Annotated in this window: 24 protein-coding genes and 1 riboswitch; of the genes, 15 read left to right on the top strand and 9 right to left on the bottom strand. The window is 33.7% G+C overall.

Features of this window, described 5'->3' with window-relative positions; all coding sequences use genetic code 11:
• Positions 1-7: 7 nt before the first annotated feature.
• Positions 8-901, bottom strand: coding sequence for a carbohydrate ABC transporter permease (locus I0Q91_RS00860; protein ID WP_270452255.1), 894 nt, complete (start codon positions 899-901; stop codon positions 8-10).
• A 223-nt stretch (positions 902-1,124) separates the two neighbouring features.
• On the opposite strand from I0Q91_RS00860, the gene I0Q91_RS00865 reads away from it, so the two are divergent.
• The 6 genes from I0Q91_RS00865 to scpC all read left to right on the top strand — a co-directional run bounded on the left by I0Q91_RS00865 (position 1,125) and on the right by scpC (position 7,581).
• Positions 1,125-1,769, top strand: a complete 645-nt coding sequence (locus I0Q91_RS00865; protein WP_270452256.1) for a peroxiredoxin — start codon at positions 1,125-1,127, stop codon at positions 1,767-1,769.
• 134 nt (positions 1,770-1,903) lie between these two features.
• Positions 1,904-3,061, top strand: a complete 1,158-nt coding sequence (locus I0Q91_RS00870; RefSeq protein ID WP_270452257.1) for a double-cubane-cluster-containing anaerobic reductase — start codon at positions 1,904-1,906, stop codon at positions 3,059-3,061.
• A gap of 22 nt (positions 3,062-3,083) precedes the next feature.
• Positions 3,084-3,845, top strand: a complete 762-nt coding sequence (locus tag I0Q91_RS00875; protein ID WP_270452258.1) for an acyl-CoA dehydratase activase — start codon at positions 3,084-3,086, stop codon at positions 3,843-3,845.
• Between the two features lie 85 nt (positions 3,846-3,930).
• Positions 3,931-4,521, top strand: a complete 591-nt coding sequence (gene yedF, locus I0Q91_RS00880) for a sulfurtransferase-like selenium metabolism protein YedF (protein ID WP_270452259.1) — start codon at positions 3,931-3,933, stop codon at positions 4,519-4,521.
• Between the two features lie 137 nt (positions 4,522-4,658).
• Positions 4,659-6,107 (top strand): MFS transporter, encoded by a 1,449-nt coding sequence (locus I0Q91_RS00885; RefSeq protein ID WP_270452260.1) that lies wholly within the window; start codon positions 4,659-4,661, stop codon positions 6,105-6,107.
• Positions 6,097-7,581, top strand: a complete 1,485-nt coding sequence (gene scpC, locus I0Q91_RS00890; RefSeq protein ID WP_270452261.1) for a succinyl-CoA:acetate CoA-transferase ScpC — start codon at positions 6,097-6,099, stop codon at positions 7,579-7,581. The genes I0Q91_RS00885 and scpC overlap by 11 nt, the downstream gene beginning before the upstream one ends.
• Before the next feature lie 51 nt (positions 7,582-7,632).
• Here the strand turns inward: scpC and I0Q91_RS00895 are convergent, their stop codons facing one another.
• The 3 genes from I0Q91_RS00895 to I0Q91_RS00905 form a co-directional block, all read right to left on the bottom strand.
• Positions 7,633-9,174 carry a glutathione ABC transporter substrate-binding protein gene (locus I0Q91_RS00895; protein WP_270452262.1) on the bottom strand — a complete coding sequence of 514 codons (1,542 nt, stop codon included), beginning with the start codon at positions 9,172-9,174 and terminating at the stop codon, positions 7,633-7,635.
• 253 nt (positions 9,175-9,427) lie between these two features.
• On the bottom strand, positions 9,428-9,988 hold the full coding sequence (locus I0Q91_RS00900) for a hypothetical protein (protein WP_270452263.1): 561 nt from the start codon (positions 9,986-9,988) through the stop codon (positions 9,428-9,430).
• A 103-nt stretch (positions 9,989-10,091) separates the two neighbouring features.
• Positions 10,092-10,916, bottom strand: coding sequence for a type 1 glutamine amidotransferase domain-containing protein (locus tag I0Q91_RS00905; protein ID WP_270452264.1), 825 nt, complete (start codon positions 10,914-10,916; stop codon positions 10,092-10,094).
• Between the two features lie 91 nt (positions 10,917-11,007).
• Positions 11,008-11,168: riboswitch (cobalamin riboswitch) on the top strand.
• Positions 11,169-11,320: 152 nt separating this feature from the next.
• Between I0Q91_RS00905 and I0Q91_RS00910 the strand changes: the two genes are divergently transcribed.
• Positions 11,321-11,833: a cob(I)yrinic acid a,c-diamide adenosyltransferase gene (locus I0Q91_RS00910; RefSeq protein WP_270452265.1), complete on the top strand. Its 513-nt coding sequence runs from the start codon at positions 11,321-11,323 to the stop codon at positions 11,831-11,833.
• 14 nt (positions 11,834-11,847) lie between these two features.
• Here the strand turns inward: I0Q91_RS00910 and I0Q91_RS00915 are convergent, their stop codons facing one another.
• Positions 11,848-12,822: a homocysteine S-methyltransferase family protein gene (locus I0Q91_RS00915; RefSeq protein ID WP_270452266.1), complete on the bottom strand. Its 975-nt coding sequence runs from the start codon at positions 12,820-12,822 to the stop codon at positions 11,848-11,850.
• A gap of 106 nt (positions 12,823-12,928) precedes the next feature.
• Here I0Q91_RS00915 and I0Q91_RS00920 point away from each other — a divergent pair, with 106 nt between their 5' ends.
• Positions 12,929-13,813, top strand: a complete 885-nt coding sequence (locus I0Q91_RS00920) for a formyl transferase (protein ID WP_270452267.1) — start codon at positions 12,929-12,931, stop codon at positions 13,811-13,813.
• A 66-nt stretch (positions 13,814-13,879) separates the two neighbouring features.
• Here the strand turns inward: I0Q91_RS00920 and I0Q91_RS00925 are convergent, their stop codons facing one another.
• Together I0Q91_RS00925 and I0Q91_RS00930 are read right to left on the bottom strand one after the other, a co-directional pair.
• Positions 13,880-14,644 (bottom strand): 4Fe-4S binding protein, encoded by a 765-nt coding sequence (locus I0Q91_RS00925; protein ID WP_270452268.1) that lies wholly within the window; start codon positions 14,642-14,644, stop codon positions 13,880-13,882.
• A gap of 23 nt (positions 14,645-14,667) precedes the next feature.
• A complete protein-coding gene (locus tag I0Q91_RS00930) occupies positions 14,668-16,698 on the bottom strand; it encodes a thioredoxin domain-containing protein (RefSeq protein WP_270452269.1) in 2,031 nt (676 codons plus the stop codon).
• 133 nt (positions 16,699-16,831) lie between these two features.
• On the opposite strand from I0Q91_RS00930, the gene I0Q91_RS00935 reads away from it, so the two are divergent.
• Entirely contained in the window at positions 16,832-17,707 is an 876-nt protein-coding gene (locus I0Q91_RS00935; protein ID WP_270452270.1) for a GLUG motif-containing protein, read from the top strand.
• Between the two features lie 33 nt (positions 17,708-17,740).
• Here the strand turns inward: I0Q91_RS00935 and I0Q91_RS00940 are convergent, their stop codons facing one another.
• Both I0Q91_RS00940 and I0Q91_RS00945 read right to left on the bottom strand, forming a co-directional pair.
• On the bottom strand, positions 17,741-18,358 hold the full coding sequence (locus I0Q91_RS00940; RefSeq protein ID WP_270452271.1) for a dimethylsulfonioproprionate lyase family protein: 618 nt from the start codon (positions 18,356-18,358) through the stop codon (positions 17,741-17,743).
• A gap of 28 nt (positions 18,359-18,386) precedes the next feature.
• A complete protein-coding gene (locus I0Q91_RS00945; protein ID WP_345790917.1) occupies positions 18,387-19,253 on the bottom strand; it encodes a pirin family protein in 867 nt (288 codons plus the stop codon).
• 111 nt (positions 19,254-19,364) lie between these two features.
• On the opposite strand from I0Q91_RS00945, the gene I0Q91_RS00950 reads away from it, so the two are divergent.
• The 6 genes from I0Q91_RS00950 (at position 19,365) to I0Q91_RS00975 (ending at position 25,685) form a co-directional block, all read left to right on the top strand.
• Positions 19,365-20,309 carry a leucine-rich repeat domain-containing protein gene (locus I0Q91_RS00950; protein WP_270452273.1) on the top strand — a complete coding sequence of 315 codons (945 nt, stop codon included), beginning with the start codon at positions 19,365-19,367 and terminating at the stop codon, positions 20,307-20,309.
• Positions 20,310-20,432: 123 nt separating this feature from the next.
• Positions 20,433-21,713 (top strand): MFS transporter, encoded by a 1,281-nt coding sequence (locus I0Q91_RS00955; RefSeq protein WP_270452274.1) that lies wholly within the window; start codon positions 20,433-20,435, stop codon positions 21,711-21,713.
• Between the two features lie 34 nt (positions 21,714-21,747).
• Positions 21,748-22,446 (top strand): hypothetical protein, encoded by a 699-nt coding sequence (locus tag I0Q91_RS00960; protein WP_270452275.1) that lies wholly within the window; start codon positions 21,748-21,750, stop codon positions 22,444-22,446.
• Between the two features lie 62 nt (positions 22,447-22,508).
• Positions 22,509-24,035 (top strand): ABC transporter substrate-binding protein, encoded by a 1,527-nt coding sequence (locus I0Q91_RS00965; RefSeq protein WP_270452276.1) that lies wholly within the window; start codon positions 22,509-22,511, stop codon positions 24,033-24,035.
• A 90-nt stretch (positions 24,036-24,125) separates the two neighbouring features.
• Positions 24,126-24,860, top strand: coding sequence for a GNAT family N-acetyltransferase (locus I0Q91_RS00970; RefSeq protein WP_270452277.1), 735 nt, complete (start codon positions 24,126-24,128; stop codon positions 24,858-24,860).
• A 27-nt stretch (positions 24,861-24,887) separates the two neighbouring features.
• Positions 24,888-25,685, top strand: a complete 798-nt coding sequence (locus I0Q91_RS00975; RefSeq protein WP_270452278.1) for a sirohydrochlorin cobaltochelatase — start codon at positions 24,888-24,890, stop codon at positions 25,683-25,685.
• Positions 25,686-25,868 lie beyond the last annotated feature (183 nt).

Genomic DNA, 25,868 nt, shown 5'->3' on the forward strand with positions numbered 1-25,868 from the left:
TTTTTTTTTAACGATAATGAACTTTTCTTTTAGCGAATTTTGACTGGATTAAAGTGACTAATAATATAATTATAAATAAAACTAATGCAGCTGCTGATGCAACACCATAAGCATATTGATGACTAAATTTATCATAAATATAATAGACCATTGTTAATGCACTATTTAATGGGCCAGGCCTTTTATTGAATAGGGTATATACTTCAGAAAAGATTTTAAAAGCATCTATGGTATTTAATAAAACCAAAAATAATATTGTAGGAGATAATAATGGTAATATGATTTTCATAAATAATTTTCCTTCATTAGCTCCATCTATTTTTGCTGCCTCAATATATGATTTGTTAATGTTCTGCATACCTACCAATAAAATAATTATATTAAAACCAAGACTTCTCCAGATAGTTAAAATTATTAAACTTATCAAAGCCCAATTTGGATCTATTAGCCATCCAATAGGATCGAGATTTAATATAGATATGAAATAATTTATTAAACCAAACCTTGAATTATAAAGCCACCTCCAGACTACAGCAATAGCCGCAGCTGAGGTTACAAATGGCATAAAATAAATACCTCTAAATAGAGCAGAAAATTTTATGTTTTTATTTAGAAAATAAGCAATAAAAATAGATATTATTATACTCATCGGGACTACACCTAAAACAATAACTAAAGTATTTTGAAGAGCTCTAAAGAATTCTGGATCTGAAAAAATATATCTAAAGTTATCTAAACCATATTCATATACTTCATTTGTAAAATAGTTATAGCTTGTATAAAAGCTCATTGTAAATGACTTTATAATTGGATAAATTCTAAATGTAATTAATATTATTAATGCTGGAGTTAAATACAAAACACCGTTTAAAAATGAAGAAATAGTTTTATTTCTATTCAAAATACCGCACCTCAAATCAGCAATACTTATATTAAATATAATTATTTCTTATTCGCTTATTAATAATAACACAATAGCTTAATACAGTCAAAAATATTTTTTGTAGCGGTAACTTTTTTACAAAGGTCAATTTTAGATATTATTCGCTTGACATTAGATTTATAATAAATTATAATATAAATGATAAGAATTACTAATAATGCAAAAAGGAGAGATAAAAATTATGGAAAATCAACTGTTAATTGGAGACAAAATGCCGGAGATGCAGGTTAAGACAACACATGGTGAGATGAATATACCTAAAGATTTTGAAGGTAAATGGTTTGTATTATTTAGCCATCCTGCTGATTTTACTCCTGTTTGTACTACAGAGTTTGTGGCTTTTCAGAAGAGATATGAAGAATTTGAAAAATTGAATACTGAGCTAATTGGTTTAAGTATTGATCAGGTTTTTTCACATATTAAGTGGGTTGAATGGATTAATGATGAAATTGGGGAAGAAATTAAGTTTCCTGTAATAGCAGATGATCGTGGCAAGGTAGCTGATAAGTTAGGTCTTGTTGCTCCAAATAAAGGGACCAATACTGTAAGAGGTGTTTATATAGTAGATCCAAAAGGTGTAATAAGGGCTATTTTATTATATCCTCAAGAACTTGGTAGAAATATGGATGAAATAGTTAGAATGATTAAAGGATTTCAGGTTAATGAAAAAGAAGGTGTAGCTATTCCAGCTAACTGGCCAAATAATGAATTGCTAAAAGATAGGGTTATTATTGAGCCAGCCAGTGATGAGAAAACAGCTAAAGAAAGACTAAAAGAGTATGACTGCTATGACTGGTGGTTCTGTCATAAAGAGTTAGATCAATAATTAAATAAAAGAATTTCAAAAGGCCTATAACATCTCGTTATAGGCCTTTTTAAGTTTGACATTATAATCACGATTTGATAATATTAATTTTAGTTATAGAAAAAATAAATTAATATTATCTAGGAGGCTTTATAATGAATAGCTTGAATGATTTTTTTGAGAACCTTGATCCTGAAACGTTAGATGGCCATGGTCCAGTCGCAATGAAAGATTTAGTTGAAGAGGATAATAAGAATGTTGTTGGTACATACTGTGTTTTCACACCATATGAAGTAATAAGGGCTGCTGATGCTATTCCAGTAACTTTATGTAGTACAAGTGATGCTACTATTGAAGATGGAGAAGAAGATCTTCCAAGAAACTTATGTCCATTGATTAAATCAAGCTATGGTTTTGCTATTACAGATAAATGCCCGTATTTTCATTTTGCAGATATAATAGTTGGAGAAACTACCTGTGATGGAAAGAAGAAAATGTATGAATACCTTGATGATGTTACTCCAGTTCATGTTATGAATCTGCCACAATCAAATGATAGAGATATAGATTTTGAAATCTGGAAAGATGAAGTTGTTTTATTGAAAGAAAAGCTAGAAGCTAAATATGATACAGAAATAACTAAAGAGAGATTGAAAGAAGAAATTGAAAATAAGAATAAAGAAAGACAAGCGATAAAAAATTTTTATGAGTTAGGTAAATTAAACCCTTCACCTTTATATGGAACAGAAATCTTTAAAGTTATAAATATTACTAATTATACCTTTGATAAAGAAATTGCAATTGATAGAATTAATGAAATTTCAGAAGAAGTTTTAGAGAGGTATAATAATGGTGATAAGAGGATTTCTGAAGATGCTCCAAGGATTTTAATTACTGGTTGTCCTATGGGTCAGGCTACAGAAAAGGTAATAAAAGCTATTGAAGATAATGGTGGTTCAGTTGTTTGTCTTGAAAGTTGCACAGGGTTAAAGCCAAATGATCAATTAGTTAATGAAGATATTGATCCAATTGAGGCTATTACAGAAAAATACTTAAATACTCCTTGCTCATGCATGAGTCCTAATGATAATAGGGTGGAACTTTTAAATAGATTAGTAGAAGAGTATCAGGTTGATGGTGTGGTAGATATGATATTACAGGCCTGTCATACTTATAATGTTGAATCCCATAGAATTAAAGAAGAATTAAAAGAAGCAAGTAATACTCCATATATTAATATTGAAACTGATTACTCTCAGTCTGATGTAGGTCAATTAGAAACAAGATTAACTGCATTTTTAGAAATGTTATAATTGATTTTAGGAGGCAACTTCATTGTATTACATTGGAATAGATATTGGGTCAACTGGTGCCAAAGGTGTTCTGTACAAAGATGATATTATTTGTCGAGAAATAATGCCAACCGGCTGGAAACCAAAAGAGACCGGGCGAAATTTATATTATAAACTATTAAATGATAGCAATATATCAGAAAAAGATATTGAAAATGTTGTTGTAACAGGGTATGGAAGAGTAGCCGTTGATTTTGCAGACAAAGTAGTAACCGAAATAACATGTCATGCAAAAGGTGGTTATTATTTAAATAACTCTGTTCGCACTATCATTGATATAGGTGGTCAGGATAGTAAAGTGATCTCTCTTGATTCTAATGGACAGGTTAAAGATTTTATTATGAATGATAAATGTGCCGCAGGTACAGGTAAATTTTTAGAAGTAACTATTAACTCTTTAGGAGCTTCATTAGATGAAATAGATGAAATTACAGAAGGTGTAGAACCTGTTAAAATCAATAGTATGTGTACTGTCTTTGCAGAATCAGAAATAATATCCTTGATTTCAGCTGGAAAGAATAAAGAAGAAGTGGCAATGGGAGTTATAAATGCAATTGCAGAACAAGGTAAAAACTTATTGAAAAAAATCAAAGTTAAAGACATAGTTCTTTTTACTGGCGGATTAGCTAAAAGTTCAGTTATAAAAGATACTTTAAGCAAAAAAATAAATGAAAATATTATAACATCTAGAGATTCTTTATATGCTGGAGCTATTGGTGCTGCAGTTATTGCAAGCGAATTATAATTTGAGAAATATTTTGACCTGATATAATGATTATGATTTATAATAATGTTATAATTTAATTATGTTAAATCAGGGAGGCGGTATAATGAAAAAGATAGACTGTTCAGGACTTGATTGCCCTGAACCAGTAGTGAAGGCTAAAAAGGCTTTAGAGGAAAATAATAAGATTACGATAATTGTTGATAATGAAGTGGCTGCTAATAATGTTTCCAGGATGGCCATAAAACAGGGTTATCAGGTTGATGAGACCAGGATATCTGACCAGGAATATGAATTATTGATTTATGGGAAAAGTAACCAGGAGGCTAAAACTACAACTAATAACATTTCTGCAATAAATAAAAATACAGAAGTAATGCTGATTACGACTGACAGGTTAGGAGAAGGTCCAGAAGAGTTAGGTGAATTATTGATGAATGGTCTGCTTAAGACTATTGCAGATTTAAAAAACAGACCGGATACTCTAATTTTAATGAATAATGGGGTTAAGCTGGCGACGACTAATCTGGAGACAGCTAAGATTTTAGAGAAATTACTTGCTGAAGGTCTTGAATTAAAGGTTTGTGGAACCTGTCTTGAGTTTTTAGAATTAAAAGATGATTTAAAAGTTGGTCAGATAAGTAATATGTATGAGATACTTGAGCTGATAACTTCAAACTCAACTGTTCATTTATAAAAGAATATATTTTTGATGGCGGCATCTTAAAGAAGGTGGCGCCATTGTTATATTCTTTATTTTTTTGCAGGAATTAAAGTTTTCACAAAGAACTATTTACTATAGAGTATATTTTAAATAGAGAGCAGGAGAAGCCGATGGCTGAAAAGCGACTAAAGAATATTGCTTTAATCAATAAATTTGGTTATGGTGCCGGCAATTTAGGTGCCGGAATTATCCTGCAGGTAGTAAATACTTATATTGTCTTTTATGCAACTGCTGTCTTAAATATTCCTGGCACTATGGTTGGTATTGCAGTTAGCCTGAGTATAATCTGGGATGCTCTTACAGATCCACTTATGGGTTACATTTCAGATAGAACTACCTTTAAATATTTTGGCAGGAGGCATTTATACTTACTTCTAGGGGCTTTATTTGCTGGGTTATTTAATTTTTATCTCTGGACTATTAATCCAGAACAGTCTCTGTTTTTTAAATATAGCTGGTTTTTTGCCAATATAATTTTAGTTAAGACTTTTTTGACAGTCTTTGGAACGCCATATGTTGCTCTAGGGGCTGAGCTTTCAAGTGATTATAATGAGAGAACCCTAATTCAATCAATCAGAACAGTATTTTTTATTTTCGGAGTCTTTTCTGCAACTGCCCTGGTTTTATATATTTTCTTTAAGCCGACTGAGGAGTACCATCTTGGCCAATTGAATCCAGCTGCCTATGCAAATATGGGGATTGTTTCTTCTCTAGTTATGATTATTTCAGGGATTATAGCATTTATTTCAACTTATAAATATCTGCCATATTTATATAAACTCAGTGGAGATAAAAAAACTATTTCATTTAATCCTATTGAAGAAGTAAAACAGATAATTATTGATTTTAAAAATGCTTTAAATAATTATGATTTTAGATCTATAGTTTTAGGATATCTTGCTACTAATCTAACAGTAGCCCTTTTTACTGCTGTTGGGCTCCATGTATTTACCTATACTTTTAATATGAATAATACGGAAATCGCAATTATTATAGGGACTCAATTTTTAATAAGCATTATTTCTCAACCCTTCTGGGTTGCCGTAGCTGCCAGGTTTGATAAACGGCCTACAATCTTAATAGGTCTGGGTTTTTCTTTAATTGCAGCTGTTATATTTCTTTTTTCTGTATTTAATAGGGCCTATATAGCAGAGCATCACCTTTTATTAATGCCTTTTGCATTTTTTGCTGGCTTTGGCAATGGGAGTCTTTTTACAATGCCGGCTTCAATGGTGGCAGATGTTATTGATGTTGAAGAATTAAAAACAGGTACAAGACTGGAAGGGATATATTTTGGGTGTTTAACATTTTCTTATAAAACTTCACAGTCTATAGCCATCTTATTTTTAGGGATACTATTAGATTTAATCGGGTTTGACCCAACCCTTGCAGAACAACCTGAATTCACATTATTATTTATTGGACTGATCCTTGGGATAGGAGGAATTATCACTATCGGATTTGCCTTTAAGTTTTATAATAATTATAGATTGACCTGTTCTATTGTTAGAAATGTTCAGGAAAAATTAAGATATCAGGAGGGTACTAATGAAGAATAGAATCAGGAATAAATCATTAAGAGATAAAATAATATCTGCTGATGAAGCTGCTGCAATAATTAAAAGTGGAATGACTATAGGCTGCAGCGGCTTTACACCATCTGGTTATCCTAAAGCAGTGCCTCTTGCTCTGGTTGAAAAAGCTCAGGGTGAAGACTTTAATATTAATATTTTAACCGGTGCCTCTGTAGGGAGTGAACTTGATGGGGCACTTGCTGAAGCAGGTTTGATAAATAGAAGATATCCCTATCAATCAGATAAAAACCTTCGGTCATCAATTAACAGTGGAGATGTAAAATATTCAGATATTCATCTCAGTCATTTTCCTCAAAATATTAGGTACGGTCATTATGGAGATATTGATCTAGCAATTGTTGAGGCTATAGCAATAACTGAGGAAGGCTGGATAGTACCATCCAGTTCTGTTGGAGCAGCGCCTACATTTTTAAAAGAGGCTGAAAAAATAATAGTTGAATTAAATTTAAAGCAAACACTGGATTTAGAAGGAGTTCATGATATCTATCAATTAGCTGACCCACCAGAAAGAGAGGCTATTTCACTGGTACAGGCTGATCAGAGAATAGGTAGTCCCTATATTAAAATAGATCCTAAAAAGATTGAAGGAATAGTTATTACAGAAATTGAAGACGAAATTAGCTTTGCAGCCTATCAGGATGACATTAGTAATAAGATTGCCAGTCATATTATTGATTTTTTAGAGGCAGAGCAACAGGCCGGTAAGCTACCAAAGGAGTTATTGCCTCTCCAATCAGGTGTGGGAGCAGTTGCTAATGCTGTTCTTTCAGGCTTATGTAATTCAAACTTTGAAAATATAAAGTTTTATTCTGAAGTTATTCAGGATGCAGTTCTAGAATTGATTGATTGTGGGAAGATAGATATTGCCTCAGGAACATCGATTACTCTATCTGAATCCGGGAAAAAACAATTTAAAGAAAATATAGATTTATATAAGGATAAGATTATTTTAAGGCCCCAGGAAATAAGTAATAATCCTGAAATAATAAGAAGACTTGGCTCTATAGCTATTAATACTGCTATTGAAGCTGATATATACGGTAATGTAAATTCTACCCATATAATGGGCAGTAGAATGATGAATGGAATTGGTGGTTCCGGGGACTTTGCCAGGAATGCTTATCTCAGTATATTTGTTACAAGTTCAGTGGCCAAAGGTGGCAAGATATCATCTATAGTACCAATGGTTTCACATGTTGATCATACAGAGCATGATGTTGATATAATAGTTACAGAACAGGGGCTGGCTGATTTAAGAGGTCTGTCACCTCAGGAAAGGGCAGTTGAGATAATAACTAAAGCTGTCTCTCCATTATATAAAGATAAGTTGCTGGATTATTTTGAGAGGGCAAAAAACAGAGGTGGCCATACCCCTGTTAAATTAAATGAGGCTTTAAGCTGGCATCAACGCTATATTGACACTGGAACAATGAAATAGAGATAAAAAAGACCTGGCCAGAGGCCAGGTCCTGTTTGAGTTATAAAATTTTTAATCATCAATGAAGTATGCTTCATGAGCAAGTATACTTTCTCTTGGGTGATGGATTAAGCCGCCAACATTAGTTCTGACACCATCAATTTGAGCTATACTGTGGAGGAAGATCCATGGTGCATCGTCCCAGAGCAGTTCGATGGCATCTGCATAAATTTCTCTCCTGGTATCAGGATCAGTCTCTATTCTGGCTAACTCTAAAAGGTTATCAACTTCAGAGTTGCCATAAAAGCTTCTGTTACTGCCTGTTGGAGCCCATTCATCAGAATGGAATAAAGCATAGAGACCATAATCAGCATCACCGGTGACAGTACCCCATCCTAAGAAGAACATATGATGAGGACTTTCATCTGGAGGCACATTAATAACTTCAAGATAAGTGGCCCATTCCATTGTTGTCATATTAGCATCTATGCCGACTTCAGCTAGCTGACTCTGAATAGCCTGAGCAATGATATTATCCATTGGATATCTTCCAACTGGATAATAAAACTCTAATTCTAAACCATCAGGATATCCGGCTTCGGCCAGTAATTCTCTGGCTCTTTCCGGATTATGCTGGTAAATCTCCTGGCCTGAATAGCCAAAAATATCAGGTGAAATTGGGGCATCTGAAGGACGACCGGCGCCACCGATAATATTTTCAACAATTGACTCACTATCGACAGCGTAATTAACAGCCTGTCTAACTCTAACATCATCAAAGGGCTCACTCTGGGCATGGAGGCCAACATATAGAGTTCTAAGGCTTGGAACATTTTCAATATTAATATTTGGATTTTCTGTTAGTCTATCAACGTCTCTTGGAGGCACACTCATAATAGCATGAGCTTCTCCAGTTTCTAACATAACAACCCGGGTTGACTCTTCTGGGACAATTAGGATTCTTACAGTATCCAGATAAGCTGGCTCTCCCCAGTAATCATCATTACGACTCATGATAACTGCCTCACCCCTGGACCAGCCTTCAAATTTAAATTTGCCGGTACCAACAGGGTTACTGCCAACATCATCGCCATATCTTTCAACTGCAGCAGGGCTGATCATTGATATGAAATCATGGGATAGATGGGCAAGAATTGGTGCGAAAGGTTCATCAGTTGATAAACTGATTGTATACTCATCTATTACTTCAATTTCAGTTATTCTGTTGATTAAGAATGAAAAGACTGCTTCATCTTCGATTAATCTTTCCAGGTTGAATTTTACAGCTTCTGCATTAAAGGGTTCTCCATCATGGAAATAAACGCCTTCTCTAAGATATAATTCATAGGTTAAACCATCTTCTGATACTGAATAATCCTCAGCCAGTAAGGGAACAATATCTCCGTCAGGGGTCATTTCAAATAATGTTTCCATCATATGAACCATTACCATAGCTGCAGGTGATGATGAGGCCAGGACTGGATCAAGTGATTCTGGATCGGCACCGATTGCAATCCTTAAGTCTCCACCCTCCTCCATTGCCAGAACATTACCAGATGATAATAAAACGACAGCGACCATGATAACTATTAAACTTAATAATACTTTCTTCATCTCTTCTCGACTCCTCTCAAATTTTTATTAGAATAATATATAATTAGACAAGAAGTCAATATTTCCTGCAAGAACTAAAAATAAATATTGAAATATGTTGATAAATATTAAGAGAGGGTTATTTAACTGGATTAGAAAAACCGGTTTTATTAAGAAGGTGTAAAACTAATGAAGAGATGATATCAGGAGCTGGCAAATTAGTTTTATATAAAAAATTAGAGGGGCTAATAGCCCCGCTTTATTGTTAGAAAGACTATTCTTCTAGCTCTACTTCTGGATAAAAGAAATGATAAAAACGACATTTTTTATATTCAGGGTTATTTATTCTTTCTTCCTTAGATTTTTCTTTAATAAAACTCTGCAATAGGTTATGGAGTTCTTCAATTTCATCGTCTGACAAATATAATGGTGAGTAACCGACTAACTGCTGGTCAGTGTATGTTTTTGTTTTTTCTGGATTAATTATTTTTAAGTCAGCAAGATTTTCTATTTGATCTCTAATATTGTTTTCTAAATGATTAATAAATCCAGACATATTATTCTTAGCATTTCTAACTGAAGAAAGGTTTAAAGAACCATCTGCAGTAAATGATTTAGCAGTTAGTTTAAAGCCCTTATCAGTCTTTACCAATAAGTTACCTGCTACCATTTTATCAACATATTCTGAGATTAAACTGAGACTTTCATTTAAATTTTCTGCAATCTCTTCTTTTTTTAGTGGGTTGAGTTCTAAAGTATTAAGAATATCGATAGTAAAGGGGTCACATAAGAGCTCAATAGTTTTACTATCTTTGATTTCCAAGTTTTCTTTCATATGAGGCCACCTCCTATTTAGAAAATATCAACGACTTATTATATATTATAAACTAATTATTGATTAAAATCAAAATTTATAAAATAAAAGTTAAATTATTTAATTATGAATCTGGCTTTTCAGATAAAGATTTCATCATTATCTGAGCAGTTTCGCCAGCAGCATTTTGATTTTGCCCGGTAATTATATTTTCATCAACTTCGATATTGTTGGCCAAGGTATCAAATAATCTATTATTACTCTTAAAGTTAGCACCAGCCTTTTTTAATTCTGTTTCAGGATGATATGGAGTCTCAGTAATCCTAAGCTCTTTAATCTGTTTATCTGTTACTGCTGTTATTTTTTTATCCTTCACTAGAGCATTTCCATTTTCATCAACAGCTTTTAATAATCCCAGGGGTCCGTGGCATACTGCTCCAATAATCTTATTCTGGCTGTAGGCTTCTGTGATTTTTTGGCCTAATTCCTCTGATTGGCCAAGATCATAGGCTGCTCCCCAGCCCCCGGCAAGAAAAATTAAATCGTAATCATCGATATTAATCTCATGGATGGGGATAGAATTTTCCGCTTTATTTAAAAAATCCTGATCGTTTAAAAATTTCTGATCAGCCTCAGTTTTTAAGGGCCATTTTAAAGAAAAGGGTTCTATAGGAATCTTTCCTCCATTTATACTTGCTAGTTCGACTTCCAGGCCATTTTTTTTGAATTCATAATAGGGTACAGTCATTTCTGAAGCATAAACTCCAGTTGGTTTGCCACTTTTAGTTAAAGTATCATGACTGGTTGTAATAATTAAAGCTTTTCTATCTTCAAAATTATAATCTTTCCTTTTATAATCTGGATGAAAACCTAATAGCCTTAAAATTTTAGGTAAAGATATTAAGAATAATGCAATTGCTAAAACTATAATTAGGATTCTATCTGCCATCTTTATCACCTCTTAACTAATATTATATCACAAATATAATTTGACTTTTTCAATATAAATGTTATAGTAGAGTCGTAATAAAAATTTAATATGATTAAGTTCTAATAATGGTTTTAATAGGGAAAACGGTGAGAAACCGTTGCTGTAGCCGCAGCTGTAACAGCCTTTTTTATATTCCACTGTTTAATACGGGAAGGGATATAAACTTATTCAGGCTGAAGCCAGAAGACCTGCCATTATTAAGTACTTCGAACGACTTCCGGCGAAAGAAGTGGCGAAGGATAACTTGTTTTATAGGGGTTAGAATGTCTTTAATTCCTTCTTAAACAGACTATTCTTAGCAGCTGCTTCTTAACTGGAGCAGTATTTTTATTTTTAAATAATTTTCGAAAGGGGCAGTTAAAATGAAGGGACAGGTACATTTATATACTGGAAATGGTAAAGGCAAGACGACTGCAGCAATTGGCCTTGCCATCAGAGCAATTGGGGCAGATTTGAAGGTATTTTTTAGTCAATTTATTAAAAATGGTGAATATAGTGAAATAAAAGCTTTGAAAAACATTGAGAATATTGATATTCGCCAGTATGGTGAAGAGGCTTTCATCAATGGTCAACCTGATGAGAAAGATAAAGCTTCTGCCAGAAAAGGTTTAAAAGAGATTAAAGAAGCTATCAATTCTGGCGATTATCAGGTTGTGATAATTGATGAAATAGCTATTGCTTTATTTTTTGATCTCATTGATGAAGATGATCTGTTTGAAATAATAAATAATCGACCTGATAATGTAGAAGTGATTTTAACAGGCCGAATGGCTAAGGAATCTCTAATTGACAGGGCAGATTTAGTTACTGAAATGAAAGAGGTTAAGCATTATTATCAGCAGGGGATTATGGCCAGGACTGGAATAGAAAAGTAATTATGACCTAGAAATTATATTAGTTTCTGGAGTTTCCTAATAGTATTTGGACTGGTTCCACAGCAACCGCCAATTATCAGGGTTTCAGGCTTATTTAGTTTAAGTATACTTTTTATCTCCTGAAAATAATTATCTTTAGATTTGTAAACTGTCTGACCGGTTTTCATATTTAACTCTGGTTTACCTGCATTGAAATATATACTTAAAGGTATCTCTGTTTTATCAATAAAACTTCTGATTGTCTCCTGGTAGCCAGGTTCAGGTGTGATACAATTAAATCCAGCTGCCAGGATTTTATTCTTCGCTGAATTATTAATCAGGTTAGCGAAATCATCAATATCTGTTCCATAATTAGTGTTGGTATAATTATCAAATGACATATTAACTATAGCTGGCAGGTCATATTCTTCTAAAGCTTCCAGCCCTGCCTTTAATTCAAGGTGATATGAGAAAGTTTCAAATAAAATAAGGTCGACCCCTCCACTAATGAGGGCCTTGATCTGGTTATCAAAGGTTTCCACTAATTTTTCTTGATTACTGTTTTTATCTGGAAAGATGGCTTCTTCAGAACCAGTTGGGCCAATGCTACCTGCAATTAAAGCTGGATATTGATCTGGATTTTCTTCTATAAAATTATCTCTGGTGTTAACTGCAATTTTTGCCCCGGATTTATTGATTTTTATTACCTCATTTTTTAATTCACTGGTTGAAAGATTGGAATAATTTTTATCTTTTTTTAAATATAATTGGTTTGCTGAAAAGGTATTGGTTGTTATGATCTTAGAGCCAGCTTTAAGATAATCAAGATGTATATTTGCAACTAGCTCAGGCTTATTTAGATTATAGGTAAAAGGAGCCTGTTTATTATTTAAATCTTTTTTAATAAATTCTGTGCCAAGACCACCATCTCCAATTATTACTGTTTGATTTTTATTTTTCGAGCTGTTCTTATGTTTGATTAAATTATTAAAAGTATTGACTGCTTTCATTATGATTTCTCCTTAATATATTTTTTAGGTATTAGTTGTTTTATTTTATTAATTATTGTTGTATAATTATGTTAACAAAATCAAATCAATTGGGAGGTAAGATACTATGAAAAAGGTTCTTGTACCTCTGTTACTGATAACTTTTCTTTTGATCTTTAGTCTCCCTGGTCAGTCAAGAATATTAATACCGTTAGATGACGCTTTAGAATTTAATAATCATCAGGAATATGCCGGGCTGCTCTGGAATACAGAAGAACTGATTACTGTTCAAAAATTGAGTCTGGAAGTTAATAGACCAGGAAAGCTTTTAGCTATTATGCCACTTACTTCTCCACCAACTGATACCTATCAGAATGAAGATGTAATCTATAAATCCCAGGAAAATTTTATAGCCAGAAGACGGGGGATGACCCTGCCTGAATACTTCTATGAAGATAGAGCTGATTTCTCCACCATGGATAAGCAAAAATCTGAAATTGTAGAGTTTGAGAACCAGGAACAGATAAAAGAGTTCCTGGAAGAACTTCTGACTGAAGCCGGCTTAGATGATATTGAAGTTAATGAATTAGATATAAGCAAGCTTACTGATTATTATCAAAAGAACTATAGCTGGTTCCATTTTTCTATCCTTGAAATAACTGGTTCAGATCTACCTGCAGTTAATATAGAGTCCTGGAGGACTGTCTCAAAACAGTTATTTTATCCTCTGGTGACCGGTAATAATCCAGATAGATTTTTAACTGTTATTATGGAAGATCCTCTACCTGATTTTCAGACCTACGGCTGGCAGGATTTTAGCTTTTATATTCCACCACAGATTACACCGCCAGTTACTCTAGCAGGGATTCATCCAGGATTGCTGGACTTTTACCCTGGAAGAGGTGTTCATACCCATTACTGGGAATTGGCTGCTACAGATACTGATGGAGAAAATGATCTTCTTGTAGGTGGAAGAAGTATCAGGGATTTATTAAAACTACTAAGAAAATAGATATATTTAGGGTTGGCTTTCAATATAATTTCGAGCCAACCCTTTAATAATTAATATTATAAAATATTAGTTGAGTTTTTTGGCTTCATCTTCAGTTGCCAGTGTTAGTACGTCTGCAGGACAGTTTTCAATACAGACCCTGCAGCGAATACATCTTTCTTCATCATATTGATTATTTGAGCTATCTGCAAGAGCATTTTCTTTTAAAGTCGGGTATGGCCTTAATTCAAAGGGGCAGACCTGGCTGCAGAGTCCACATTCGATACAGTCTTCTGGCTCAGTAATGGTGACTTTTTGATCATAATTTTTAGTTAGTTCAGTTTTCTTGCCAATCTTATACATGAATTTTTCCATAGTACCCATTGGACAGAAATGACACCAGGTTCTAGAATTGATTACAATCCCCAGGAATAATCCGATAAGGATTACGACTAAATAAGTATTTGCCATAACTGAGCCAACTCTTGCTAAAACAGTCCCTGTATCACCTGTGATTGCAAAATAAAGTTGTCTTGAAAAATTTAAGATGAAAAGAATAAGAATTAGGCCTACAAAAGTTTTAGACTTGAAAATATCTGGAACTTTTTTATGAGGACTGATTTTCATAACTAATTGATCGAAAAAACTTCCGTGGAAACAGAAATTACCGCACCAGTACATACCTTTAAAGAGGCTCATTCCTAATAGGGTTAAAATTACTAAAGGAACTAAAAGTCCTATTTCAGGAATGAATTGACCACCAAGGCCTATGATAAATGCAATAATCCAACCGTGCTTCCTAATAAATCTAAAAGACCTTTCAGTCTTTTTAGGGGTAAATTCTTCTGCCATACAATATCACCTTCCTTAAATATTTATATCATATTTTTGAATTTATCTAAAGTGGTTATTGGTTGCTGGCAGGTTTGGTTCTGACAGATATAGACAGTCCAGTTATCTTTATTCTTTCTTTCAGAAGCAAGTTTATTTACATCATTTATTTTATCTTTTAGTTCAGGTGTTATTAATATAATAGTTGAAAAGGGGAGATATTTTTTGTTTATTTCTGCTTTAAGTTGGGTAATATAGGATTCTTCTTCTGTTACAATTATTATCTCCTTTAAACCGTCTAATTCCAGCATTAATGCAGAGAGATAAGCAGTGAACTCCTGAGGCTGCTGTTTTATCTGACTGTAAAAATATTTTAGCTGTTTTTCAAGTAAATCTTTGAATTTATTGTCGTAAGTTAATGAGAATAGACGGTACCAGTTAAATGCTGAGATTGAATTTGTTGAAGGAATGGCCCCGTCATAGATTTCTTTTTTATTAAAGGGGAGCTCATTTTGATCTTTATTAGTTACAAATAAGCCTCCAGAATTTTCATCCCAGAATTTACCCAGCATACTTTTGTTTAATTTTATGGCTTCTTTAATGAATTGGGGCTGGTATTTTGCCTGGTATAATTCTATTAAACCAAAAATGAGAAATGAATATGCTTCTGATTGAGCTGGATGAGCTGCTTCGTCATCTCTATAGCGATTTAATAATAAACCATCTTCTTTCTTTAAATTATCATCTATGAACTTAAATGCATTTTCTGCTATAGAATAATATTTATCATTTCCTAAGACTCTGCTGGCTCTGGCAAAAGCTGCGATGGCAAGGCCGTTCCAACCAGTTAATATCTTGTCATCTTTAAATGGCCTTTTTCTTTTTTCTCTGGCTTTATATAACTCTTTTAATTCTTGCTTCCATTTATTACGAATACTTTGAAGGCTCTGTTTTGAGTGAATTAGATTAGGAATATTTTTGCCCTCAAAATTTCCTCCACCGGTAATATCAAAATCCTGACAGAATTCTGTTCCTCTTTTCTGGCCCAATATATCGACGATTTCTTGTTTTTTCCAGAGATAAAATTTGCCTTCTTCGCCATCTACATCGGCATCTTCAGCAGTATAGAAGCCTCCTTCTGGAGAAAGCATTTCTCTTTCAAGGTATTCAAGTATTTCCTCAGCTATTATTTTATAATCGATATTGCCAGTTGCCTGATATGCATCCAGGTAAACCAGGGAAAGTAAAGCATTATCATAAAGCATCTTTTCAAAGTGAGGTATAAGCCATTTTCTATCAGTTGAATAGCGGGCAAAACCATAGCCTATTTGATCATAAATACCACCTCTGGCCATTTTGCTTAGAGTTAATTCAGCTAACTCCAGGAATTCTTTCTGGTTATATAATTTATAATACTGGAGTAAAAATAATATTTTTTGTGGTTGAGGAAATTTTGGTTTTGAACCAAAACCACCATGCCTGGAATCGGCATCATTTTTTAAGTTTATAGCAGCTTCTTTTATAAGCTCTTTTTTTTCTTCAGAATTGATTTTAAAATTAGATTTAAAACCTCTGCTTGAATGAGCTTTTTTTAAGGTGTTAGTTACATTATTACCCTGATCAAGTAATCTATCTCTCTGATTCTGCCATAAATCTTTGACCTGGGCCAGGATATCAAGCAGACCCTTTTTAGGAAAATAGGTACCGGCAAAGAATGGCTTTTTATCAGGGGTCATTAAGATGGTAAGGGGCCAGCCTCCCTGACCTGTCATAGCCTGACAGACTTCCATATAAATAGAATCAATTTCAGGTTGTTCTTCCCTGTCAACTTTTATAGAAATAAAATGATCGTTTAAAAATTTAGCCACATTTTTATCATTAAAGGATTCATCTTCCATTACATGGCACCAGTGGCAGGTTGAGTAGCCTATTGAGAGGAAGATAGGTTTATCTTTTTTATTAGCTTTATCAAAGGCTTCATTAGCCCAGGGGAACCAATCAACAGGATTATCTGCATGTTGCTGAAGGTAGGGGCTCTTTTCACTGGCTAATCTATTCTGTTTACTATTATCCATTCTTATTCCTCCTGACATTTGATTCTTAATAAAATTTTTCCTTTTTAAATCAGTTTATGATATAATTATATTACTAGTTTAAATGAAGAAAGTAAAGCCTTATCTGAAATTTCAGTGATAGCAGGTGATTAATATGACTAAATTTGATGATTATAATTTTTCAGGCGGTAAGGGTACAAGAGAGAATCCCTATTTAATTGCTAATGCCCAGGAATTATATAATGTGAGATATTATTTAAATAGAGCTTTTAAGCAGGTTGCAAATATAGATTTATCTGCATTTATAATTGGATCTGGCTGGAAACCAATTGGTTACAAGCAAGAAAAATTCTCTGGTTCTTATGATGGGAACAATTATTCTATTTTTAATCTTATTATTGATTCACCAGAAAGTCAGGATCTAGGACTTTTCGGGGCTATTTCTGAATATTCAAGACTTGAAAATATAAAACTTGAAAAGATAAAAATCTCTGGTAATTCATATTCAGGTGGATTGGTTGGTTGGAATGAAGGTGAATTATCAAACTGTTCAGCTCAGGGTATAATTAAAGCAGATAAAGATGTTGGTGGTTTAGTAGGTTCTAATTTAAATGTAATAATGAAATCCAGGGTAAGAGTTGATGTTTATGGCAAGGAAACTGTTGGTGGACTTGTAGGCGGTAATACCGGGATAATAATTGGAACTTATTCTAAAGGCGATATAAAAGGTGATAAATTTGTTGGTGGTCTGGCTGGTGGCAATGATGGAACAATTAGCAGAAGTTTTTCTGAAAGTAATATTTCTGGCCAGGAGTTTGTTGGCGGTCTTATTGGCGGTAATCTTGGCATGATAACTTATTCTTATTCAATTGGCAGAGTTGAAGGTAAAGTTCATGTTGGTGGTTTTGCCGGGGTTAATGAAGGCCAGATATTAAATTGTTATTACAATAAAGAAGCTTCAGGACAGTGTGATACAGATAAGGGGACACCAGCAAATAATTCTGAAATGTTATTAAAGAATAATAGTTAGAATACAAAAGGAAGGCCGGGCTTTACCGGCCTTTTAAAACGACATTTCAAAGTTTTCCAGGACATCCTTTTTTGCTGTCCAGGAATATATTAATAAAGCTCCTTTATCTGAAGTGACTAATTGATGATTTTTGCCTTCTTCATTAAAGATTAAACCCCCTGGTGGAAAGACTGCGTTACCATTATGAATTATATCTCCGCTAATTACAATATAGGATTCTTCAATTTTTTCATGTTTATGCTCAGGATAATTACAGTTAGGCCCAAGCAAGACCATTCCTAAGATTAATTCCTGGGATTTAATTGGCCCTTCTGGACTTGCAATTTCGGCATAAGCATAATTATCAGCAAGTTCTTGAGGGAGTTCTTCATAACCGTGTTCCCAGTGAAGTCCCTGCATTATTTCCCGGATATTATAACCTAATGACGGAAAAACATATAGTGATCTGTCTATAATACTATTCAAATAGCGACAGACCGGTTTTGACATAGGTTTCTTTGAATTAGGATCAATCTCTAAATTCTCCAGCAAGTTTTCCATTTCAATGATTGTTGTCTTTAGGTGTTCATAATATTTATGATTTTCATTCAAGTTAAAGTTTTGATATAACCTTAAATAATTAACTAGTAAGGCTTCCCAATCATTTTTCATAGGGTAACCCTCCTTCTATTGTTTCGATTTATATTTTCTTTTCTGGCTTTTTAACAAATTTATCATTATCTATATCTGCAAAAGCTTGATTTAATTCTTCTGTTGTATTCATAACAATTGGACCACCCCAGGCGACTGGTTCTTTTAATGGTTCACCGCTGAATATTAGAAATCTTAGTTCATTATCGATGGCATTAACAGTAATTTTGTCGCCTTCATCTTCAAAAAGAATTGCATTTTTTTGGTTGATTTCTTTAGATTCATTGCCAAATTCACCAGTGCCTTTAATTGTAAAAATGAAAACCCGGTCGTTTTCAGGAGGCTGCCATTCCCATGCCTTATCTTTATTTAATTTAACATCTAGGAAGGACATTTTAACATAATCAGCTTCCATAGCTCCAGGTTGATTATTATAATTGCCTGAAATAACTTTTATTTCTGCATCTTTTTCTTTGATTGTCGGTACCATTTCAGCTGTAATATCCCTGTATTGTGGTGTTGTCATCTTATTTTTAGATGGGAGATTTAGCCAGAGCTGAACGCCGAGCATCTTATCTGAAGGTTGAGGCATCTCCTGATGGAGAATTCCTCCACCTGCTGTCATCCACTGGCAACCACCATTTTTTATGGTTCCTTCATTGCCAAGGCTATCACCATGCTCTACATTGCCTTTAATAATATAGGTTACAGTTTCAATTCCTCTATGGGGATGCCAGGGAAAGCCTTGAGTATAATCCTTAGGGTTGTCAGAATCAAAGGAATCTAATAGAAGAAAAGGGTCGAAATGGACAACAGTATTTCGGCTGAGCACCCTTTGTAATTTTACACCGGCACCATCTTCTGTATGAGTGCCTGCGACAATTTTTTTAATATCTCGAGATTTCAAATTTATCATCCTTTCTTTTTCTGACTTGCTGGACTTATTATATCATAAAATGGTAATTAAGTCAGCCAAAATTAGCTAATTTATTAATAATATTTATTGATTATCCAGGGGGTAATACAAATGAAAAAGATGATAGTCTTAATTATTTTAGGTCTGCTTTTAATGAGCCAGAGTTCTGTACTGGCTGATCAGGTTATTGATTTTGAAGATGCAAATCTTAAGAGAGCAGTTATTGAGGCTTTAGATAAAGAGGAGGGGCCGGTCTATTTACATCAGGTTGAAAAGATTGAGTCTTTAACTGCTATAGAAGCTGGGATTAAAGACTTATCTGGCATTGAATATTTAGTTAATCTGAGATATTTGAATCTCTATGATAATGAGATAGAATCAATTGCTGAACTTGCCTCTTTAGAAAAGCTTGAAGAACTGGTATTTGAGCATAATTATATCTCAGATATATCAGCTCTTTCTAACCTTAATAATTTAGAAATATTTAATTTTAGATATAATCAGATTTATGATTTAAGACCTTTAGATAATTTAAGTAAGCTTAGAGTTATAAGACTCTGGGGTAATCAGGTTGAAACAACTTCTGGTTTAGATGAATTAGAGGAGCTAGAGATTTTAACGCTTTCAGATAATAGGGTGAAAGATATTACCTCTCTCAAAAATTTAGTTAATCTTAAAGAGCTTCATTTAAGCAGAAATAATTTTGATAATATAGAAGCATTAGATAATCTCCACAACCTTGAGATACTTTTTCTGTTAGGTAATGATATCTCTGATATTTCTTATTTATCAGGTATGAATAATTTAAAGGAATTGAATTTTGCTCAGAACCAGGTTGAAGATATTTCTGTACTGGAATATTTAGAATCCCTTAATGAAGTATATTTTAGAGAGAATTTTGTTGAAGATATTTCTCCAGTTGTTAATAATCATAATATTGAAGAGGTCTTAAGCTTTAGAAGAAATAATATTAATCTGGCTGACTCTGATGTATTAGCTCAGATAGAAGAGCTTCAGGCGAGAGTAAATACTGTCAGGTATAGGCCGCAGAATTAAAATAAATTCATCCCCTTAATTAATAATATTAATTTTTATATTAAAATATTTAATTAAAATCTTGACATTATTAAATATTAGTTTTATAATATTAATATATTGAAATAATTAGGGGGATTAATAATGGAAAACAAAAGTATCTGGAGGAATAAAGATTTTATCTTGCTTTTTACTGGTGGGTTTGTCTCTAGAATAGGCAGTGGGATTCATAATATTGCCCTTGTCTGGTTTGTCCTGGAGCTAACCGGTAGTGGTACAACAACTGGCATTTTACTGGCTCTGTCAACATTGCCTGCTGTCTTGATTGGACCATTTGGAGGCCTAATTGCTGATAGGGTGAATCGTAAGCTTTTGATTGTTGGTAATGATTTTTTAAGAGGCGGAATTGTACTTATTTTAGGATGGGCGATTTATTCAGGACAGACCAGCTTTTTTCTTTTAGGATTTGCAACTGTTTTAATTTCAATAAGTGGAGCATTTTTCAATCCAGCTGTAAGTGCAGTCTTCCCTAATTTAGTTAGGCCAGAAAACTTAGAGAAAGCAAACTCTCTGGAAAATATTAGTATGAATTTCACACAAATTATCGGTGCAGCTGCCGGGGGGATTTTAATTGGTACTTTAGGGATTGCAGGGGCATTTTTCTTTAATGGCATAAGTTTTATTTTATCCGGCATATCCGAATTATTTATTGATATTCCTCCAATCAGCCAGGAAGCAGATACGAAAGAGTCATTTATAGCAGATTTTAAATTTGGAATTAACTTTTTAACTGATCGGAGAGAACTTTTAGGTTTATTTATTATCTTCTTATTTTTAAACTTTTTATTTGGTGGTTTATTTTCAGTAGGCCTGCCATATATTTATAATCAGATACTTGAAATTAATGAAATGCTGTTTGGATTAGCTAAATCAACATTCCCTGTTGGAGCTATTTTAGGATCGATTCTGATTAATTATATTGCTATTAAAAATAATATTAAGTTTTTAGGAAAGACATTGACTGCCCAGAGCAGCCTGTTGGTTTTAATGGGGCTTCCACTAAGCTATTATGGATTAAATAATTTGTCTGTTATGAATATATATATTATATTAACAGTATTACTTGTTCTTTTAGGTATATTAAATGCAATGGCTAATATCCCGATTATAACTATTTTTCAGAAGATGATACCAGATAATTTAAGGGGGAGGGTATTTGGGCTTTTAGGTACCTTTACTCAGGGTTTAACACCGATCTCTATGGGACTTATGGGGATATTATTTGATCATATTTCTCCAAGTATTTTATTTATAGTTTCAGGTGTTCTGGCAGTTTTAATTTCTTATTCAATTATCCATCTTTCAGAATTTGATAGTCTTAATTCTTCTATGAAAGAACCTGCTTTAAAGCAGGAGTTAATCTGATTATAGACAAATATAATATTAAGAGGTGAATACAATGGGAAAGTATAATACTAATATGGTTAGATTTAAATATATTTTATCTTTTATTATTATATTTGTCTTAATGGCAACTACCGGGATTCAGGCTGAATCTGATTATAGATACCGGAGAGATTTAGATGAACTTGCCAGGGAGTTCTATAGTACAGGAAATGTTGAAGAGATAAAAGCTGAGCTCGATCTCATGGAAGAGAATATAAGTGATAAATCAGATTTAGAGTATAATATTGAGATGGCTGAATTGGAGCTTTTTAGAGCAGAGGTAGCAGAGAGGATTGGGAATAATCAGGCAGAAAATCATTTAGAAAATGCTTTAGAATTTGCTGAAAGAGCTGTTGAATTAGAGGATAATGCTTTAACAAATAGGTTGATTGCTGAAGCCTATATTCATCTCTTTAATTATAAATCTGCTTTCTTTGCTATTAGAAATGGTAATAGGGCTTTAGGATATCTAGAGAGATCTCTGGAATTGGCACCTGATGATTTATTAGCCAGATTTTTAGAAGGAAATTATCTGTTAAATGCCCCCTCGATTGGTGGAGGCGATCCTGATAAAGGCCGAGAAATCCTCCTGGAAATCACTGAGGAAGAACATCATGTATTTAACTTTATAATCTATAATATTTTAGAAAAAGAGGCTAAGGCTGCCGAGATCTATCCTGAAAGTCCCTGGCTAGATTTGAATAGTCAGTAAGTCAATGTTATAATTTCTTTGGATCATAATTTTCAAAAAATTTAAAGGAGGCTATTAATTTAATGAAGAATTTCTGGAGGAGTAGTTTAGTTTTTTTATTAGCATTGACCTTTATTCTGGCAGGGAGTATAGGTCTGCAGGCTGAAGAAGATACTGTTGTTATAGGTTCTGGAGCTGAAGCTCCTGGACTTGATACCAGGGTTGAGGTTGATACGCCTGCATTTGAGAGAATTAACTTAATTAATGAACCTTTGATTGATATTGATTTTGATCTTTCTTTAAAGCCGAAACTGGCTACTGATTGGGAGTATAATGATGACAATACAGAACTCACCTTTTATTTAAGGGAAGGAGTATACTTCCATCATGGCAGAGAAATGACTGCTGAAGATGTTAAATATACCATTGATTGGATATTGGATCCTGATAATGATGCTTCTAATCGGGACCTATATACAGCCATTGGAGAAGTTGAAATTATTGATGATTATACAGTCACTCTGCATTTAGATGAAGTTAATACATTTTTAATTAATAATATTGCTAGATTTGGTATTGTTCCACATGATGTTGCCGAAGATTTAGGCGATGATTTTGGTGATGAACCAGTGGGAACAGGGCCATATACTTTTGATGAATGGGATAGAGATGATAAGTTAGTTTTACAATCCTTTGATGATTATTGGGATGGAGAACCTAATTTTGAGACTGTTGAGTTTAGGCCTATTCCAGAAAACTCAGCCAGGTTACTTGCCTTTGAAGCTGGAGAGATCGATATGTTTCATGGCGGTGTTGTTCCAGAGGAATTGGAACGCTTAGAAAGTGAGCCTGATTTTGATCTTAGAAGAGTTGCTGGAACTGGTTATAATTATTTAGGCTTTAATAATACTAATGAATATATGCAGGATAGAAATTTAAGGCTGGCTATTTCTCATATGATAAATAGGGAAGCCATTGTTGAACATGTGCTTCAGGGCGTCGGAAGGCCTGGCCAGACTAATATAACTCCTGATATGCAGTGGTACCATGATGAGCTTGATTTTGTTGATTATGATCCGGAAAAGGCTCATGAATATTTTGAGGAGTCCATTGCTGCTGAAGAAGATGTTGAATTGAGGATTTTTACAAATGAAGAACCATTTAGAATGCAGATTGCAGAAGTGCTGGAATATGAGCTGGGACAGCTTGGAATTAATGTTGAAGTTGTAATAGAGGAATGGGGAGCATTCCTTGACAGAGTCTATGATACTGATGATTATGAAATGTATATTCTTGGCTGGAGCGGTTTAATGGATCCAGATAGAGCTTCTTATCGACAGTATTTAAGTGATGGTTCTGCTAATACCATTAATTATAGTAATGATAGGATGGATGAACTATTACTGGAAGGTAGACAGGTAGATCCTGAATCTGAAGAATCGATTGAGATATATCATGAGGTCCAGGAGATATTAAATCATGATCAGCCAAAGGCTTTTATTAATTACGAAGAAGAAGTCTCTTTAATTCAACCGGAATTTGAAAATTATCAGGTACATCCTTATCCAGGTAATGCCTGGCTTTCATTGCCGAATATGACTAGAAACTAATAAATAATTTAGAATAATAGATGTTAAAACATCGGTGAAAACCGGTGTTTTAACTTTCTTTATTAATTTAATAAGAAGGAGCAGATTACTATGCATAAAGTTAAGCAGCCAGAAATTTTAGATAGTTTAATAGCAGATGATAAAATAGCTCATTTAAATACTTCAGGTATAATTAGATTAAAGGATGATTATGATTTATTCGTTGATGATTTAAAGGACCCTGATGGTTATATAATTACAAAGGATGACTGGTATATTGTTTATTATAAAGAAGAAGCCAGGGAGGATGTCTTAGAGATGGCTGTAGAAAAGCCGAGAAAATTCTCTGGTGTGCATAAGAGGTTCTTTGATGATATCAGGGAGAAGCGAAAGATTGATTTTCATGAGATCTGTTATCTATATTATTTAGAAGCAGATGACTTTAATTATAAGGAACCTGAATATGAAATTGAAAGTTTAACAGTTGAAGATGCTAAGGTTGTAGATGAGCATTATACTTATCAATCTGAAGATGATACCTCTTTTGAGTATATTAAAAAGACAATTCAGGAAAGGCCAACTGCAGTAATTAGGGACGATGAAGGCAATCCTATTTCCTGGTCAGTTGTTCGTGATGATGGTTCAATGGGAATTGCTTATACTTTAGAGGAATATCGCCGTCAGGGGTATGCAGCTGCTGTTAATATGGAGTTATTAAAAAGAACTATTGATTTTGGCTTGATGCCCTATGTTCATATTGTTACTGATAATAGAGCCTCTATTTCACTGGCTGAAAGGCTTGGCTTTAAGAGAAATGGCAAAGTGGTCTGGTTTGCTACTAAATAATTAGAGTTAGAAAGCAGGTGGTTGCTAATGGAGTTTGCATTTGATTTATATGAGCGGGGCTCAAAAAAGTCTATCCTGGTGGCCAGTCATGGCACTACTCATCTTGATGCCATTGATAGGGCTATTAAACCCTGTGAAGATCTTATAGCCAGGAAGTTTTCGGACTTTAATGTGAATAGAGTCTTTACTTCAGATTTAATTATAAGGCTTTTAAATAAGAGGAAAAATTTAAAGGCTTTTAATTTTAAAGATGCCCTAATAAATTTGCGCGAGAGAGGAATTAAAGAGGTTGCAGTCCAACCCCTCCATATAATACCTGGTTCTGATTATCATGAATTGGTGGCAACTTTGAATGATTTTAAAGTTGATTTTAGATCAATTAAATTTGGTGAATCATTATTATTTAAAGAGAATGATTACTTTCAGGTTGCTGATATTTTTAAAAAAGAGATGCCAGATTTAGCAGATGATGAATTAGTTGTATTTATGGGCCACGGGACCAGCCATCCTGCAAATTCTTCATATGCACTCTTAGATTATGTATTTAAAGGTTCAGGGATGGAGAACTTTTATATTGCTAATTTAGAAGCCTATCCCAGGCTGGAAAATCTGCTTGTTCGAATAGGAAAATTAGATATCAATAAAATATATCTTGCGCCCTTTATGCTGGTAGCTGGTAGCCATGCCAGGAAGGATTTAGCAGGAAAAGAAGATAGCTGGAAGACTACTTTAATAAAGGCAGGTTATCAGGTTGAAGTTATTATGAAAGGGCTGGGAGAGTATAAAGATATACAGGCAATGTTTGCTGATAAAATTATTGTTTGATATTATAAAATTAAAGGAGATTAAAGATTAAATCCAGAAGGTAATAGGACTTAACCCGGAGCAATCCCGGAGCAATCCCGGAGAAGACCTGGAGCAATCCTGGAAGAATTCTGGAGCAATCCTGGAAGAATTCTGGAGAAGTTAAGGCCGAACTCTGAAAAGGTGTCTATTAATGAGCTGGTT

Origin of the sequence: Halonatronomonas betaini (assembly GCF_015666175.1) — a bacterium.
GTDB classification, from domain to species: domain Bacteria; phylum Bacillota; class Halanaerobiia; order Halanaerobiales; family Halarsenatibacteraceae; genus Halonatronomonas; species Halonatronomonas betaini.